Origin of the sequence: Enterobacter cloacae complex sp. 6730903, from assembly GCF_048283985.1 — a bacterium.
Taxonomy (GTDB): domain Bacteria; phylum Pseudomonadota; class Gammaproteobacteria; order Enterobacterales; family Enterobacteriaceae; genus Enterobacter; species Enterobacter hormaechei_C.
This window is the reverse complement of the sequence record NZ_JBLVXX010000229.1, coordinates 1-272: the sequence shown is the minus strand read 5'-3', so window position 1 is coordinate 272 and position 272 is coordinate 1. Positions and strand designations below refer to the sequence as shown.

Here is a 272-nt window from a genome sequence, read left to right as displayed (position 1 = left end):
GTAAGACTTTCTGGCCCAAAGCTGTAACGGCTGCCCCACCACCATGTGTTCCGCCCGTTTGTGTTTCCACTAAAGCTGTTTCAAAGCACTGATTCATGGTGTCGACCAACTGCCATGCACGGCGGTAGCTCATATTCATAGATTTTGCAGCTTGTGAGATTGAACCAGTTCTCGCAATTGCTTCAAGTAAGTCCGCCTTACCCGGACCAAATGCAATATTTTGCTCTAAAAGAATTCTAATTTGTAATTTTAAGTTTTGTTCTTTCATAGAC

Annotated in this window: 1 protein-coding gene; it reads right to left on the bottom strand. The window is 43.4% G+C overall.

The genetic code is table 11. The features are described 5' to 3' along the window. Nucleotides 1-272: winged helix-turn-helix domain-containing protein (locus ACNQ0W_RS25700; RefSeq protein ID WP_417933343.1), on the bottom strand; the 272-nt coding region annotated here is incomplete at both ends.